16 protein-coding genes are annotated in these 15,168 nt (G+C 72.4%); 13 read left to right on the top strand and 3 right to left on the bottom strand.

What is annotated here, in order from left to right; all coding sequences use genetic code 11:
• Positions 1-3: 3 nt before the first annotated feature.
• Entirely contained in the window at positions 4-1,155 is a 1,152-nt protein-coding gene (locus ACFVJQ_RS29250; RefSeq protein ID WP_385513219.1) for an NADH-quinone oxidoreductase subunit D, read from the top strand.
• 12 nt (positions 1,156-1,167) lie between these two features.
• On the opposite strand, the gene ACFVJQ_RS29245 is transcribed toward ACFVJQ_RS29250, so the two are convergent.
• Complete coding sequence (locus tag ACFVJQ_RS29245; RefSeq protein ID WP_385513218.1) at positions 1,168-2,160, bottom strand: SAM-dependent methyltransferase; 993 nt, start codon at positions 2,158-2,160, stop codon at positions 1,168-1,170.
• Positions 2,161-2,278: 118 nt separating this feature from the next.
• On the opposite strand from ACFVJQ_RS29245, the gene ACFVJQ_RS29240 reads away from it, so the two are divergent.
• The 3 genes from ACFVJQ_RS29240 (at position 2,279) to ACFVJQ_RS29230 (ending at position 4,895) form a co-directional block, all read left to right on the top strand.
• Positions 2,279-3,481: a sensor histidine kinase gene (locus ACFVJQ_RS29240; protein WP_224737246.1), complete on the top strand. Its 1,203-nt coding sequence runs from the start codon at positions 2,279-2,281 to the stop codon at positions 3,479-3,481.
• Between the two features lie 78 nt (positions 3,482-3,559).
• A complete protein-coding gene (locus tag ACFVJQ_RS29235) occupies positions 3,560-4,231 on the top strand; it encodes a response regulator (protein ID WP_385513217.1) in 672 nt (223 codons plus the stop codon).
• Between the two features lie 31 nt (positions 4,232-4,262).
• Positions 4,263-4,895, top strand: a complete 633-nt coding sequence (locus ACFVJQ_RS29230; protein ID WP_385513216.1) for an AAA family ATPase — start codon at positions 4,263-4,265, stop codon at positions 4,893-4,895.
• 3 nt (positions 4,896-4,898) lie between these two features.
• On the opposite strand, the gene ACFVJQ_RS29225 is transcribed toward ACFVJQ_RS29230, so the two are convergent.
• Entirely contained in the window at positions 4,899-6,005 is a 1,107-nt protein-coding gene (locus ACFVJQ_RS29225) for a DUF5937 family protein (RefSeq protein ID WP_385513215.1), read from the bottom strand.
• A 159-nt stretch (positions 6,006-6,164) separates the two neighbouring features.
• On the opposite strand from ACFVJQ_RS29225, the gene ACFVJQ_RS29220 reads away from it, so the two are divergent.
• Positions 6,165-6,380, top strand: coding sequence for a hypothetical protein (locus ACFVJQ_RS29220; protein ID WP_385513214.1), 216 nt, complete (start codon positions 6,165-6,167; stop codon positions 6,378-6,380).
• Here the strand turns inward: ACFVJQ_RS29220 and ACFVJQ_RS29215 are convergent.
• Positions 6,370-7,560 carry a threonine aldolase family protein gene (locus ACFVJQ_RS29215; RefSeq protein WP_385513213.1) on the bottom strand — a complete coding sequence of 397 codons (1,191 nt, stop codon included), beginning with the start codon at positions 7,558-7,560 and terminating at the stop codon, positions 6,370-6,372. The genes ACFVJQ_RS29220 and ACFVJQ_RS29215 overlap by 11 nt on opposite strands.
• Before the next feature lie 195 nt (positions 7,561-7,755).
• Here ACFVJQ_RS29215 and ACFVJQ_RS29210 point away from each other — a divergent pair, with 195 nt between their 5' ends.
• The 8 genes from ACFVJQ_RS29210 (at position 7,756) to ACFVJQ_RS29175 (ending at position 15,165) form a co-directional block, all read left to right on the top strand.
• A complete protein-coding gene (locus ACFVJQ_RS29210; RefSeq protein WP_129799489.1) occupies positions 7,756-8,688 on the top strand; it encodes a Rossmann-like and DUF2520 domain-containing protein in 933 nt (310 codons plus the stop codon).
• Complete coding sequence (gene panC, locus ACFVJQ_RS29205; RefSeq protein WP_385513212.1) at positions 8,685-9,698, top strand: pantoate--beta-alanine ligase; 1,014 nt, start codon at positions 8,685-8,687, stop codon at positions 9,696-9,698. Before ACFVJQ_RS29210 ends, panC begins: the two co-directional genes overlap by 4 nt.
• Complete coding sequence (locus tag ACFVJQ_RS29200) at positions 9,695-11,425, top strand: L-aspartate oxidase (RefSeq protein ID WP_385513211.1); 1,731 nt, start codon at positions 9,695-9,697, stop codon at positions 11,423-11,425. The genes panC and ACFVJQ_RS29200 overlap by 4 nt, the downstream gene beginning before the upstream one ends.
• Positions 11,426-11,430: 5 nt before the next feature.
• A complete protein-coding gene (nadC, locus tag ACFVJQ_RS29195; RefSeq protein ID WP_385513210.1) occupies positions 11,431-12,411 on the top strand; it encodes a carboxylating nicotinate-nucleotide diphosphorylase in 981 nt (326 codons plus the stop codon).
• Positions 12,412-12,428: 17 nt separating this feature from the next.
• A complete protein-coding gene (locus tag ACFVJQ_RS29190; RefSeq protein WP_224737254.1) occupies positions 12,429-13,226 on the top strand; it encodes a type III pantothenate kinase in 798 nt (265 codons plus the stop codon).
• A 259-nt stretch (positions 13,227-13,485) separates the two neighbouring features.
• Positions 13,486-14,145: a hypothetical protein gene (locus ACFVJQ_RS29185; protein ID WP_385513285.1), complete on the top strand. Its 660-nt coding sequence runs from the start codon at positions 13,486-13,488 to the stop codon at positions 14,143-14,145.
• Positions 14,146-14,365: 220 nt separating this feature from the next.
• Positions 14,366-14,545, top strand: coding sequence for a hypothetical protein (locus ACFVJQ_RS29180; protein WP_129799484.1), 180 nt, complete (start codon positions 14,366-14,368; stop codon positions 14,543-14,545).
• A 191-nt stretch (positions 14,546-14,736) separates the two neighbouring features.
• On the top strand, positions 14,737-15,165 hold the full coding sequence (locus tag ACFVJQ_RS29175; RefSeq protein ID WP_385513209.1) for a BlaI/MecI/CopY family transcriptional regulator: 429 nt from the start codon (positions 14,737-14,739) through the stop codon (positions 15,163-15,165).
• Positions 15,166-15,168: the final 3 nt, after the last annotated feature.

Raw genomic sequence — 15,168 nt, 5'->3', positions numbered from 1 at the left:
TCCATGACTCCTACGACGGAGACCATGGTCGGAATCGGCGGCGCCGCGGAGAGCACCGACATGGTGCTGAACATCGGCCCCCAGCACCCGTCCACGCACGGCGTGCTGCGGCTGCGGCTCCTCCTGGACGGCGAGCGCATCACGCGCGCGGAGCCGGTGATCGGCTACATGCACCGTGGCGCGGAGAAGCTCTTCGAGGCGCGCGACTACCGCCAGATCATCATGCTCGCCAACCGCCACGACTGGCTGTCGGCCTTCTCCAACGAACTGGGCGTGGTCCTCGGTGTGGAGCGCATGCTCGGCATGGAGGTCCCCGAGCGCGCCGTGTGGACGCGCACCCTGCTCGCGGAGCTGAACCGGGTGCTGAACCACCTGATGTTCCTCGGTTCGTACCCGCTGGAGCTCGGCGGCATCACGCCGGTCTTCTACGCGTTCCGGGAGCGCGAGGTCCTGCAGAACGTCATGGAGGAGGTCTCCGGCGGGCGGATGCACTACATGTTCAACCGTGTCGGCGGCCTCAAGGAGGACCTGCCGGCCGGCTGGACCGCACGCGCGCGTGCCGCGGTCGCCGGTGTGCGCTCACGCATGGACCGGTTCGACGACCTGGTCCTCGGCAACGAGATCTTCCGGGGGCGCACGCGGGGCGTGGGCACGCTCGCGCCGGAGGCCGTGCACGCCTATGGGGTCAGCGGGCCGATCGCGCGCGCGTCGGGCGTCGACTTCGACCTGCGCCGCGACGAGCCGTATCTCGCCTACGGGGAGCTGCAGGACACCCTCAAGGTGGTCACCCGGCAGGAGGGCGACTGCCTCGCCCGCTTCGAGTGTCTCCTGGAGCAGACCCACAACGCCCTCGACCTCGCCGACGCCTGCCTCGACCGGATCGCGGAGCTGGCGCCGGGGCCGATCAACCAGCGGCTCCCCAAGGTCCTGAAGGCACCCGAGGGGCACACGTACGCCTGGACCGAGAATCCCCTCGGCATCAACGGCTACTACCTCGTGAGCAAGGGCGACAAGACGCCGTACCGGCTCAAGCTGCGCTCGGCCTCGTACAACAACATCCAGGCGCTCACCGTGCTGCTGCCGGGCACGCTGGTGGCGGACATGGTGGCGATTCTGGGATCGATGTTCTTCGTGGTGGGGGACATCGACAAGTAGCCGGTACGGGCCTCAGGCGAGTACGTCCGGAATTCCAACCGGCTGCACAAGCCACCCGAAGTCGCCCAGTCCACCCGCTGCGGTGAGCTCGGCGGCCTCCCCGGCGCTCGCGAGGGCGCGCACGTACGCCGAGGGGTTGGTGGTGGCGAGCGCGAGCGGGGGGCGTGCGCCTGCGATGCCCAGGGTGCGCAACGCATCACGCTGTGCCAGCACGCGCCCACCGGGGAGCGTGCACGCGTCCAGCGCGACGTGCGCGGTGATGTCGCACGACCCGTCCGGCACAGGCGCCGTCTCGCGCCCCTCGCGGAAGCCGGTGAGCGTCCCGAAGAGCGGCCGTGCGCCGGCCGTGTGCGCGTAGTCGACGGCGACGGCGAGCCCGCGCTCGACGCGGGAGACGACCGACGCCCACGCCGTGTCCCTGGGCAGACCGATCTCGGCCCGCAGCCCCTCCTCGGCGGGCAGCGGCCACCACCGGGCGAGCCACTCGGCCTGCGCACCGGACACCGGCTCCCCGAGCCGCTCGGTCCCGTCCTCCCGTACGAGCACCAGCCTCGGTACGCCCGCGGAGTCCACCTCGGCGACCTCCACGGGCACGTTGTCCAGCCACTCGTTGGCGAACAGCAGCCCGGTCACGCTCTTCGGGGGTTCGGCCAGCCACTCGACGCGGTGATCGAGTCCCGCCGGGCGGCCGGCGATCTCGACGGCGTACGCGCGCGTGCGGGCGGCCACGTCGCCGGGCAGCGCGGTGAGCACGCCGGAGACCAGCTCACCCCGCCCGGCGGCCATGTCGACGAAGTCGAGACCGGGCGGGCGGCCCAGCGCCTCGTCGACCCGGCACAGCAGCCCCGCCACGGCCTCGGCGAACAGCGGCGACGCGTGCACGGACGTACGGAAGTGCCCGGCGGGCCCCTCGGGCCTGCGGTAGAAGCCGCCCGGCCCGTACAGCGCCGCCTCCGCAGCCACCCGCCACCCTCGCCACCCGCCGTCGGCCGTTTCCTTGGTCACATCGCCAGGCTAGGGCCATAGGGGAACGGGGCCTCCACCTTGCGGAGTACACGTATCCGCTGCGGATCGGCCCTCCGGTTGACTCCCGCACGCATCATGCTTCCCTACTCTGGGTTACGTGCAGCGCCTCTACGACTTCCTCCGCAGGCACCCGACATGGGTCGACGGCTTCTGGGCTCTCGTCCTGTTCGGGATCTCGGTGGTGGGGGGTACGGTCCAGCAGGAGAACACCGGGACCGACCTGCCGTGGCTCGTCGTCCCGGTCACGCTGCTGCTGTGCCTGGTGGTCGCGCTGCGCCGCCGCATGCCGGAGAAGATGCTGGTGCTGGCGGCCGTGGTGGGCGTGGCGCAGCTGGTGCTGGACGTGGCGACCACGCCCGCCGACTTCGCCCTGCTGCTGATCGTGTACACCGTCGCCGCGGTCGGGGCCCGCTGGGCCTCCCGGTTCGCGCTGGCCGGGGGGCTGTGCGCGGCGCCGCTGGCGCAGATCCGCTGGCCGGAGTACGAGTCGAGCGCCGCGGGGAACATCGCGGTCGCGGTCTTCCAGACGGTGCCCTTCGCCCTCGCCTGGGTGCTCGGGGACTCCATCCGCACCCGCCGCGCCTACTTCGCGCAGCTGGAGGAGCGCGCCGCCCGCCTCGAGAAGGAGCGCGAGGCGCAGGCCAAGGTCGCGGTCGCCGCGGAGCGCGCCCGTATCGCGCGCGAACTGCACGACGTCGTCGCGCACAACGTGTCGGTGATGGTGGTGCAGGCCGACGGCGCCGCCTACGTCCTCGACGCCGCGCCGGACCAGGCGAAGAAGGCCCTGGAGACCATCTCCTCCACCGGCCGCCAGGCCCTCGCCGAGATGCGCCGCCTGCTCGGCGTGCTGCGTACCGGCGAGCACCAGGAGAGCGGCGAGTACGTCCCGCAGCCCGACGTCGAGCAGATCGAGGACCTGGTCGAGCAGTGCCGCGGCGCGGGCCTGCCGGTCGACTTCAGGATCGAGGGCACTCCGCGCCCGCTGCCCAGCGGCGTCGAGCTCACCGCGTACCGCATCGTGCAGGAGGCGCTCACCAACACCCGCAAGCACGGCGGGCCGAACGCGGGCGCGAGCGTGCGGCTGGTCTACTTCGACGACGGCCTCGGACTGCTCGTCGAGGACGACGGCAAGGGCGCCCCGCACGAGCTGTACGAGGAGGGCGGCGCCGACGGCCGGGGCCACGGCCTGATCGGCATGCGCGAGCGGGTCGGCATGGTCGGCGGCACCCTGGACGCGGGCCCGCGTCCAGGTGGAGGATTCCGCATCAGTGCCCTGCTGCCGCTCAAACCAGCGCATTGACCGCCGACGCACGCCTCCTGTTGACACCTGTAACAACCCTCTGCAACGACCTTCTGAACGGACATGGAAGAGGCCCCGATGACGATCCGCGTGATGCTCGTCGACGACCAGGTGCTGCTGCGCACCGGGTTCCGGATGGTGCTCGCCGCACAGCCGGACATGGAGGTCGTGGCGGAGGCGGGCGACGGTGTCGAGGCCCTGCAGGTGCTGCGCTCGACCGAGGTCGACGTGGTGCTGATGGACGTACGCATGCCGAAGCTGGACGGTGTGGAGGCCACCCGGCGCATCTGCGCGGACACCGACCCGCCGAAGGTGCTGATCCTGACCACCTTCGATCTCGACGAGTACGCCTTCTCCGCGCTGAAGGCGGGCGCTTCCGGGTTCATGCTCAAGGACGTGCCGCCCGGCGAACTCCTCGCTGCGATCCGCTCCGTGCACAGCGGTGACGCCGTCGTGGCCCCGTCGACGACCCGGCGGCTGCTCGACCGGTTCGCGCCGATGCTGCCCAGCACCGGCAAGGAGCCCCGGCACAAGGAGCTGGAGCGGCTCACCGAGCGTGAGCGCGAGGTCATGGTGCTGGTCGCCCAGGGGCTGTCCAACGGGGAGATCGCGGGCCGGCTGGTGCTGTCGGAGGCGACGGTCAAGACGCATGTGGGCCGCATCCTGACCAAGCTCGGGCTGCGGGACCGGGTGCAGGTGGTGGTCCTGGCGTACGAGACGGGGCTCGTACGGGCCGGCGGACACGGCTGACCGGAGCCGCGGCCGTCGGTAGGGTCTGCGCATGCTCCTGTGGATCAACGGCCCCTTCGGGGGCGGCAAGACACAGACCGCACACGAGATACAGCGCCGCCTGCCCAGCAGTGTCATCTGCGACCCCGAGCACCCCGGCTTCGGCCTGCGCCGCATGCTGCCGCCCGCACTGCGGGGAAACTTCCAGGACCTGGCGTCCTGGCGGCAGGGCGTCGTCGAGGTCCTCGACCTCGCCCTCACCAAGCACGACGGCGTGGTGATCGCGCCGATGACGGTCACCGACTTCGGCTGCTTCCAGGAGACCGTCGGACGGCTCCGCGAACTGGGCCATGACGTACGGCACTTCACGCTCCTCGCCGAACGTGAGACCGTCCTGAAACGGCTGCGCGAACGCGGGCTGGGACACCTCCTTCAGTTCGTCGCCGGAAAGAACGCCGGCCTGCGCAGGGAGAGCTGGGCCGTGCAGCAGCTCGACCACTGTCTGGAGCGGCTGCGCGAGCCGGAGTTCGCCGAGCACCTCTGGACGGACCACTCGACCGTGCCGAAGACGGCGGACCGGATCGCCGTGCTGGCCGGGCTGACTCTCAGGCCCAACAACGAGGGCGCGCTGCGGACGCGGCTGAGGCAGGCGCGGGTCGGGATCAGGCACATCCGGTTCGACTGACGGTCACCTCAGGAGCGCTTCGAGGAAGTCGCTGCCGAGCCGCGCCACTGCGGTGACGTCCAGCTGGTGCAGGACGTACCGACCGCGGCGGCGGGTGGTGATCAGGCCCGCCTTCTTGAGGACGCCCAGGTGCCGGGATATCTCGGGCGCGGTCATGCCGTGGATCTGTACGAGTTCGCTCGTGGTGTACGTGCTGCGGGCGAGGTTGCGGCAGAGCTGCATCCGCACCGGGTGGGACAGGGCGGTCATCCTCATGGTCAGCTGGTCGACCGAAGGCGGCACGGTGAGCCCGGGGGAGCCGACCGGGTAGTGCAGTACCGGCTGCCAGCCGTGCCGGTGCAGCACCTGCAGATGCGGCCAGCCCAGGCTCGTCGGCACGAGCAGCAGGCTCCTGTCCCTGATGACGGTGTGGCCCTGGCGCAGTTTGTCGATGGTGATTCTTCCGGCGGCCTCGTCGACGCCCACCGCCGGGGACACCGCGGTCAGTGCCTCGGTCAGGCCCTTGTGCCGCAGAAGGTCGGTCTTGTGGCGGGCGTCCGCCGCGAGCTGGTGACGCAGGCGGGGCCAGGCGTCCGCGAAGAACATCTCGTCGCAGTCCTCCAGGAACTGCCGCAGCCAGGCCCGGATGCGTGGCGGATCCTCGAGCAGCCGCTGGCTGAACCGCAACTGCTGCGGCCCGCGCGCGGCGGCCAGCTCAAGAGCGCGTCGGCGCAGCTCCGAGTCGGCCAGTACGTCGGACACCGGCGTGGCGTCCGGGAGGGCGCAGGTGAACTCCAGGGCTGCGTCCACGAACTGCTCGTCCGTCAGCTTGTCCAGCAGATCCAAGTCCTCGGCGAGCGTGGCGCCCGGGAGTGTGCTCCCGCCCGGGACACCGGCGAAGGGCAGGAACAGGTCCGAGAACGTCGCCCGCCACAGGAAGTCGGCCTCGCACATCCGGTCGGCCAGATGCGAGTCGAGCCGGGCGGTCACGCCGGTCACCCAGCCCTGCAGGCCGGGATGGTGCCCCGGCTCGGACAGCGCGTGCAGCGCCGAACCGAGCTCGGCGAGGGGCGAGGGCACCACGGCGACCCTCTCCGGCCGCAGCCCCGCGATGTCGATGCTCACGCTCATGTCGCCATGGTGCACGCCGCCACTGACAACGCCGCCCTCGATTGACGGCGGCCGTCAATCGGCGCGACACCGGCGGCGCGGGCGGCGCAGCCTGGGACAACCGGGGCAGCCGCGGAGCCCGATCCACCGTTTCTCCTCGTCCCGAGAAGGCGAACCGCCATGAGCATCACGCAGCAGTACCTCCTCGACACCTACCGCGCCCAGCAGCTCGGCCGACCGGGCCCGCCCGCGCCCGGCGCCCACGACTGGCAGGTCGTGCGGGAGTGGCGCGACCACCGGCAGTTCCGCGCGGTGATCGCCGAGCGTCCGGCCCACGGACGGCTACGGCAGGCGCTGGGCCGGTGGCTCCATCTGCGCCGACGGGCTACGAGCTGACCTCCTGCGGCAGCCGGGAGACGAACTCCGCGACCGCCGCTTTCACATCGCCCGCCGTCCACTCCAGGCCCGCGGCCCGGACCTCGATCTCCGTCACGGCGAGGCCCGGGCCCGGGGCGTCCCAGGGGCGGGCGAAGAGCAGGGTCTTCGTCTCCTCGGCGTGCCGGACCGCTGCCTCGGCGACTACATCGACGTCGTACGGGAGCCAGACCTGGAACTCGTTGGTGTGCGGCTCCTCGGGGTGGACGCGCACCCAGGGCACCCCGGCCGCCGCGAAGCCCTCGAGCAGCGCGGCGGCCACCACGCGCGCGTGCCGCACATAGTCGGGCAGCCGGGGCAGCTCACGCTCCAGCCCGGCGAGCGCCGACAGCACGGTCGGGAACTGCTGGAAGACCTGCCCGCCGTACCGGTGCCGCCAGGCCTTCGCCTCCTCCACCAGGGACTTGGGGCCGGCGAGGGCGGCGCCGCCGAAGCCGTCGAGTGACTTGTAGAACGACACGTACGTGCTGTCCGCCAGGGCCGCGATCTCGTCCAGTGAGCGGCCGAAGTGGACGGTCGTCTCCCACAGGCGTGCGCCGTCGAAGTGCACCACCGCATCGCGCTCGCGCGCGGCCTCCACCAGCTCGGTGAGCTCCTCCCAGGAGGGCAGCACGAAACCGGCGTCCCGGAGCGGGAGTTCCAGCATCAGCGTCCCGAAGGGCTCGTCGAGGTCGCGGATCTCGGCCGCGGTGGGCAGCCGGGGCGCACTGCTCAGGCGGACCGGACGCAGGCCACTGACCTGCGTCAACGCATGGCGCTCATGCACTTCGGGATGGGCGAGCGGGTGCAGGGCGACGCTCGGGTTGCCGGTGCGGCCGGCCCAGCAGCGCAGGGCCACCTGCTGGGCCATCGTGCCCGTCGGAAAGAACGCGGCCCCCTCCGTGCCGAGCAGTCCGGCGACCTTCCCCTCGAGGGCTTCCACGATGCCGTTGCCGTACATGTCCGCGGTCTCGTCGAGGTCGTACAGGTCCTCGGCTCCCTCCAGGAGGGCCAGGCGCTCCCGGAGCGTGCCGAGCACGCTGGTGCGCGCGAGGACGCGCTGCGCGCCCCGGTACGCGACTTTGCGCCGCTCGTAGCGCCGCTTGCGCTGTTCCTCGACCGACACCGGTTCCTGCGCGCCCTGCTCCGCCGTATCCGTCATGCCACGGATCATGCCGCGCGACGATTCGCCCGGGCACCCGCTTTTCGGACTCGGTCGCACCGATTTCGTACCCGGCCGCACCGAGCCTCGCCCCACAGCCTGTGGACAACCGAACGCCCCTCGAACCAATCGCGTTAACATGACGAGAAATCGTCCGGTACCCCGAGCGGACTGGAACGGGAAGGCCGCCGTCGCGTGAGTACAAGCCAACAGCCAGACCCCAAGGACCGCCCCGCGCGGCTCACCGTCGGCGTCGTCGGCGCCGGTCGCGTGGGCCCCGCGCTCGCTGCGTCGCTCCAGCTCGCCGGGCACCGCCCGGTGGCCGTCTCCGGGGTCTCCGACGCCTCCAGAAGGCGGGCCGCGCTGCTGCTGCCCGACGTGCCCGTCGTCGCGCCCGCCGAGGTGCTCCAGCGCGCCGAGCTGGTGCTGCTGACCGTCCCGGACGACGCCCTGCCCGGCCTCGTGGAGGGCCTCGCCACCACCGGCGCCGTACGGCCGGGACAGCTGCTCGTGCACACCTCCGGGCGGTACGGCGCGAACGTCCTGGAGCCCGCCCTGCGGGCCGGAGCACTGCCGCTGGCCCTGCACCCCGCCATGACGTTCACCGGGACCCCGGTGGATGTCCAGCGCCTCGCAGGGTGCTCCTTCGGCGTCACCGCCCCCGACGAACTGCGGCTCGCGGCCGAGGCGCTCGTCATCGAGATGGGCGGCGAGCCCGAGTGGATCGCCGAGGAGAACCGGCCGCTGTACCACGCGGCGCTCGCGCTGGGTGCCAACCACCTGGTGACGCTGGTCGCCCAGTCCATGGAGCTGCTGCGCACGGCCGGCGTCGACGCCCCCGACCGGATGCTCGGCCCGCTGCTCGGCGCCGCCCTCGACAACGCCCTGCGCTCCGGCGACGCCGCCCTCACCGGCCCCGTCGCGCGCGGGGACGCCGGCACGGTCGCGGCGCATGTCACGCAGCTGCGCCGGCACGCCCCGCAGGCCGTCGCCGGCTATCTGGCGATGGCGCGCGCGACCGCCGACCGGGCGCTCGCCCACGGGCTGCTGAAGCCGGAACTCGCCGAGGACCTGCTCGGGGTACTCGCCGCGGACACGAACCTGCCCGAGAACGGGGGAGACCGATGAGCCGCCGGAGCTTCGAGCTCGTCCCCACGGTGGACGACCTGACGTACGTACGCGAACACTTCGCCGTGCCCGGCCGCACCGCCGTGGTGATGACGATGGGTGCCCTGCACGACGGCCACGCCGCCCTCGTCCGCACGGCACGCGAACACGTCGGGCGGGACGGCTTCGTCGTCGTCACCGTCTTCGTCAACCCCCTGCAGTTCGGCAAGGGCGAGGACCTCGACCGCTATCCGCGCACCCTGGAGGCCGACCTCAAGGTCGCCGAGCAGGCGGGTGCGGACGTCGTGTTCGCCCCCGCGGTGGAGGAGGTTTACCCGGGCGGCGAGCCCCAGGTCCGGATCAGTGCGGGCCCCATGGGGGAGCGCCTGGAGGGTGCCTCCCGGCCGGGCCACTTCGACGGCATGCTCACCGTCGTCGCCAAACTGCTCCACCTCACCCGCCCCGACGTCGCCTTCTTCGGGCAGAAGGACGCCCAGCAGCTCGCCCTGATCCGCCGCATGGTGCGGGACCTGAACTTCGGTGTCGAGATCGTCGGCGTACCGACCGTGCGGGAGGACGACGGCCTGGCCCTGTCCAGCCGCAACCGGTACCTCTCGCCCCAGGAACGGCGCACGGCGCTCGCGCTGTCCCGCGCCCTGTTCGCGGGCCGGGACCGGCACGCGGCGCAGGAGGCGCTGCGCGCGCGGGCGCGGGAAGTGCCCTCCACGCGCGCGCGTGCCGAGGCCCTCAGCGCCATAGGCGAGTCCCGCGCGGCGGCCGACGCGCACGCCGTCGCCAAGGCGGCCCCCGGCGGCCCGTCCGCCGTGCGCGCCGCGGCCCGCCTGGTCCTCGACGAGGCCGCCCGCCTCGACCCGCCGCTCGTCCTGGACTACCTGGCCCTGGTCGACCCGTCCGACTTCACCGAGATCGGGGACGACTTCACCGGCGAGGCCGTCCTCGCGGTGGCCGCCAAGGTCGGCGGGACCCGGCTGATCGACAACATCCCCCTCACCTTCGGAGCCGCCTCGTGACCAGCACAGGCATACGACTGCACGCCCCCGCCCCGGGCTGGTCCATCTCCGCGGACGTCGTGGTCGTCGGCTCCGGCGTCGCCGGCCTCACCGCCGCCCTGCGCTGCGAGGCCGCGGGCATGACGACGGTCGTCGTCACCAAGGCCCGCCTCGACGACGGCTCCACCCGCTGGGCCCAGGGCGGCATCGCCGCGGCCCTCGGCGAGGGCGACAGCCCCGAACAGCACCTGGACGACACCCTGGTGGCGGGCGCGGGCCTGTGCGACGTGGAGGCGGTTCGGATCCTCGTCACCGAGGGCCCCGACGCCGTACGCCGCCTCATCGAGACCGGCGCGCACTTCGACGAGTCCATCGAAGGCGAGCTGGAGCTCACGCGGGAGGGCGGCCACCACCGCCGCCGCATCGCACACGCCGGTGGCGACGCGACCGGCGCGGAGATCTCCCGTGCCCTCGTCGAGGCGGTACGCGCGCGTGGCCTGCGCACGATCGAGAACGCCCTGGTCCTCGACCTCCTCACGGACGCCGACGGCCGCACGGCCGGCGTCACCCTGCACGTCATGGGCGAGGGCCAGCACGACGGTGTGGGCGCGGTGCACGCCCCCGCGGTGATTCTCGCGACCGGCGGCATGGGCCAGGTCTTCTCGGCCACCACCAACCCCTCGGTCTCCACGGGCGACGGCGTGGCCCTGGCGCTGCGCGCGGGCGCGGAGGTCTCCGACCTCGAGTTCGTCCAGTTCCACCCCACCGTGCTGTTCCTCGGCCCGGACGCCGAGGGCCAGCAGCCGCTGGTCTCCGAGGCGGTACGCGGCGAGGGCGCCCACCTGGTGGACGCCGACGGCGTGCGCTTCATGGCCGGCCGGCACGAACTCGCGGAACTGGCGCCCCGGGACATCGTCGCCAAGGCCATCATGCGCCGCATGCAGGAGCAGGACGCCGAGCACATGTTCCTCGACGCCCGGCATTTCGGCGCCGACATGTGGGAGCACCGCTTCCCCACGATCCTCGCCGCCTGCCGCGCCCACGGCATCGACCCGGTCCACGAGCCGATCCCGATCGCCCCGGCCGCCCACTACGCCTCCGGGGGCGTACGCACCGACTCCCATGGCCGTACGACGGTCCCCGGCCTGTACGCGTGCGGCGAGGTCGCCTGCACGGGTGTGCACGGCGCGAACCGCCTCGCCTCGAACAGCCTCCTCGAAGGCCTGGTCTATGCCGAGCGCATCGCCCACGACATCGCGGTGACCCACCGGCACAACGGCCTCCACGCGCGCGTGCCCGCCCCCGTCCCGCAGCCGGAGAAGCCGGCCCACCCCCTGCTCGCGCCCGAGGACCGCTTCGCGATCCAGCGGATCATGACCGAGGGCGCGGGCGTCCTGCGCTCCGCCGACTCCCTCACCAAGGCCGCCGAACAGCTCCAGCACCTGCACGCCGAGGCGCGCGACGCCCTCGAGGAGAACGGCAAGACGGCCGAGCCCGGCGTCGACACCTGGGAGTCCACCAACCTCCTGTGCGTGGCCCGCGTCCTGGTCGCCGCCGCCCGGCTGCGCGAGGAGACCCGCGGCTGCCACTGGCGCGAGGACCACGCCGAGCGCGACGACACGACATGGCGCCGCCACATCGTCGTACGGCTGAATCCGGACCGCACACTCGCCGTACACATCACCGATACCGCAGACTTCCCCCCGACCCGGCCGCACCACCCGGCGCACCGTCCCCAGGAGCAGTGACAGCAGTGAGCACCCCCGACCTTCCCCTCGCCCCGTCCGACGGCTGCGGCGACGGCTGTGCCTGCGGCGCGGACACCGACGACGAGGCATACCTGGAGTGCGGCCTGGACCCGGCACTCGCCCAGCTCCTGGCCGACGCCGGACTCGACCCCGTGGAGGTCGAGGACATCGCCAACGTCGCCATCCAGGAGGACCTCGCGGGCGGCGTCGACGTGACGACGGTCGCGACGATCCCCGAGGACGCGGTGGCCACCGCCGACTTCGTCGCGCGCGAGGCGGGCGTGGTGGCGGGCCTGCGGGTCGCCGAGGCAGTCATGTCGATCGTCTGCGAGGACGAGTTCGAGGTCGAACGCCACGTCGAGGACGGCGACCGCGTGGCGGAGGGCCAGAAGCTCCTCTCGATCACCACCCGCACCCGCGACCTGCTCACCGCCGAACGCAGCGCGCTCAACCTCCTGTGCCGCCTCTCGGGCATCGCGACGGCCACGCGCGCGTGGGCGGACGTTCTGGAGGGCACCAACGCGAAGGTCCGGGACACCCGCAAGACGACCCCCGGTCTGCGCTCACTCGAAAAGTTCGCGGTCCGCTGCGGCGGCGGCGTGAACCACCGCATGTCGCTCTCGGACGCGGCCCTGGTCAAGGACAACCACGTGGTCGCCGCGGGCGGTGTGGCAGCGGCCTTCAAGGCCGTACGGGAGGCCTTCCCGGACGTACCGATCGAGGTCGAGGTCGACACCCTGCACCAGCTGCGCGAGGTGGTCGACGCGGGCGCCGACCTGATCCTGCTGGACAACTTCACCCCGGGCGAGTGCGAGGAGGCGGTGGCCCTCGTACACGGCCGCGCGGCCCTCGAGGCATCCGGCCGGCTGACCCTGGACAACGCCAGGGCGTACGCCGACACCGGCGTCGACTACCTGGCCGTAGGAGCCCTGACGCACTCCTCCCCGATCCTGGACATCGGCCTGGATCTGCGAGCGGCGGAGTAGAGGAGCGGGAACCGGCCATGCTGCTGACGATCGACGTAGGCAACACGCACACGGTCCTGGGCCTGTTCGACGGGGACGACATCGTCGAACACTGGCGCATCTCCACGGACGCGCGCCGCACGGCCGACGAGCTGGCGGTCCTGCTCCAGGGCCTGATGGGCATGCACCCCCTCCTCGGGGACGAACTGGGCGACGGCATCGACGGCATCGCGATCTGCGCGACGGTCCCGTCCGTCCTGCACGAGCTGCGCGAGGTGACCCGCCGCTACTACGGCGACGTACCCGCGGTGCTGGTCGAACCCGGCGTGAAGACGGGCGTGCCGATCCTCACGGACAACCCCAAGGAGGTGGGCGCCGACCGCATCATCAACGCCGTCGCCGCGGTCGAGCTCTTCGGAGGCCCGGCCATCGTGGTCGACTTCGGTACGGCGACGACGTTCGACGCGGTCAGCGCGCGCGGGGAGTACGTCGGCGGTGTCATCGCCCCCGGTATCGAGATCTCCGTCGAGGCACTCGGCGTCAAGGGCGCACAGCTCCGCAAGATCGAGGTCGCCCGGCCGCGCAGCGTGATCGGCAAGAACACGGTCGAGGCCATGCAGGCGGGCATCGTCTACGGCTTCGCCGGCCAGGTCGACGGCGTGGTGAACCGCATGGCGCGCGAGCTCGCGGACGACCCCGACGACGTGACGGTGATCGCGACGGGTGGGCTGGCGCCGATGGTCCTGGGCGAGTCCTCGGTCATCGACGAACACGAGCCGTGGCTGACGTTGATCGGGCTGCGGTTGGTGTACGAGCGGAACGTGTCCCGCATGTGAGTCAGGCACCCGGCATTGCGCTGGGCCGGGGTGGGTCGCGCAGCCCGGCGCTGTAGGGGTGCCGCCCGCGCCCACCCGTGCCGCCCCAGGCGGCACGACTGCCCGCGGCCTGTGCGGGCATGCCCGCACAGGCCGCCGCAGGCGTCCTCCGCCGCCCACCCGGGTGGCACACCCGCGCGCCTGCCACCCCTTTCGTCCGGTTTGTCCGATTAGCGCGTACCGTCGGTCCATGCCCACGCCTTACGGATCCCGCGGCGGCATGGCGTTCGGTGTGGAGGAGCTGCGTGTGCTCCGCCGTGCCCTCGCCCTCGCCCTCCACCCCGGCCAGGCCTCGGCCGAGGACGTCCAGGACTGCCTTCGCCTCGCCGAGTCGCTCGACGAGGCGGTGCGTGAGGTCGCCCGCCTGCGGGCCTTCCTCGTGGCCGACCTGGCCCGCTACCGTGCCGCCCTGCCCGGCGCCGCGGCCGGCTACGTCACGCTCCTGGAGGAGGCCCTCCGTGCCGGATACCGCCCCCACCCCGACGACCTCGCGGCGCTCCGCGCGCTACGCGGCACCCCCACGGCCGCCGCCCTGCTGGACCGCTGCCAGACGCTCGCCGAACAGGACGTACGCGCCCGCCTCGCCCACAGCACCCCCGCCACGGTCGAACCGGCAGCCGCCCGCGCCCCGATGGTCCCCGCCTCCCGCACACGCCTCCTGGCCCTCCCTGGCGGCCTCTCGGATGCGGACGAGGACCCCGCAGCGAAGCCCGGTGAGAAGCCCGAGAAGAACCCAGCGGAAAAGCCCGCCCAGCCGACGCCCAGGCCCGCCACCCCCCAACCGTCCCGCCGCCCCATCCCCACCCCGGGCGAGGTCTTCCCCCGCCGCAAACCACCCCAGCCCCCCGCGAACCCCCCACACCAGCTCGCCGCCGGCTGACCGCCCCCAGTCCCAGCCCCGCCTCGGCGCGCCCCCGCCCCGCCGCGCACCCCGCCCCCGACAGCCCCGGCCGCAACACAGCCTGCTCCTGCCGCACACCCCCGCCGCGCCCCGCACCTCACTCCTGCCCCGCACGCCCCGCCGCCACCGGCCACACGCCACACGCCCACCCACCGGCCCCCGCCCGAGCCACCCCACCCCTCGCGTCTACCCTTGAGCCATGGACTACGTCTCCGCGCTCCTGCCCCCGTTCGTCATGGCCGTGTTCTTCATCGGTGTGATCAGGGTGATCGTGAAGACCCAGGGCGGCACCAACAAGGCCAAGGAGGACGCGGTCGTCGATGCCGCCATCGCGCGTGCGGAGGGTGCCCGTCAGTCCTCCACGCGCAGCGACGCCTGAGCCGCCGCACGACGACCCAGCACCCGGTCACCCGGCCGACGCGCCGACCACCTCCGCCACAAGTCCGCCCAATTTGTTCTGGTTTGCGGAGAAAAGTAACTGAACGTGCCGGTTCGGTGCGCAAGTGCGCAGACATCCCACTATTGTGATGAGTTGTGCCTCGCCCATTGGGAGAACTCGAAGACGCGGTCATGACGCGGGTGTGGAAGTGGAACCGCCCGGTGACCGTTCGAGAAGTCCTGGAAGATCTTCAGCAGGAACGGTCCATCGCCTACACCACGGTGATGACCGTTATGGACAATCTCCATCAGAAGGGCTGGGTGCGCCGCGAGTCGGAAGGCCGGGCCTATCGATATGAGGCCGTCTCCACCCGGGCCGCCTACGCCGCCGCCCTCATGAACGAGGCCTGGTCGCAGAGCGACAACCCCGCAGCCGCGCTCGTCGCCTTCTTCGGCATGATGAGCGAGGAACAGCGACAGGCGCTGAGCGACGCCGTACGCATCGTCCAGGGCCCGGAAACGCCCGCACCCCCACCTGCCGAACGCACCCAAGCCCCGGAATCCCCCTCCGATAGCGCGGGCGAGAACCCCGGCTCGGCACCGGAGGACGGCGGGCGATAGCGT

Source organism: Streptomyces sp. NPDC127197, assembly GCF_042672405.1.
GTDB lineage: Bacteria > Actinomycetota > Actinomycetes > Streptomycetales > Streptomycetaceae > Streptomyces > Streptomyces flavusporus.
The sequence above is the reverse complement of the archived record's forward strand: the minus strand, read 5'-3'. Positions and strand labels throughout refer to the sequence as shown.